Annotated in this window: 1 pseudogene; it reads right to left on the reverse strand. The window is 72.8% G+C overall.

Going from position 1 to position 371, the window contains the following annotated elements:
* Window positions 1–16: 16 nt before the first annotated feature.
* Window positions 17–371 (reverse strand): annotated as a pseudogene (locus tag BVI061214_RS13060) (hypothetical protein); the annotation flags it as partial.

The raw sequence follows: 371 nt of genomic DNA on the forward strand, positions 1-371 counted from the left end.
GGCCCAGGTAGGGGGCCTAGGCCGCCGCCTCGAGGAGGTGTTGCAGGAAGGCCCCGCCTCGTCTGGCGTACCCCTCCCGCACGGCCGCCCGGGCCCGGTGGTAGGCGTGCACCAGGGCGTGGGGGCTGAGCTTCCCCTCCACCACCTTCCAGAGGAGGCCCGCGTAGAAGCGCCGGGAGTGGGGGTCGCCCAGCTCGGGGGCCATGCGCTCGGAGAGGAGGTCGATGACAGTGGGCCGGTCCTGGGCCTCCATCTCCGCCAGGAGGAAGGCGGCCTCTATGGTGGGGTTCTCCGTGGGGGCGGGCCGCAGAAAGTCCAGGGCGGGCACCTCCCGGATCCCCAGGGTCCACTTGACCAGGAGCTCCAGGGAG

The sequence above is a fragment of the Thermus aquaticus genome (assembly GCF_001280255.1).
Classification (GTDB): Bacteria; Deinococcota; Deinococci; order Deinococcales; family Thermaceae; genus Thermus; species Thermus aquaticus.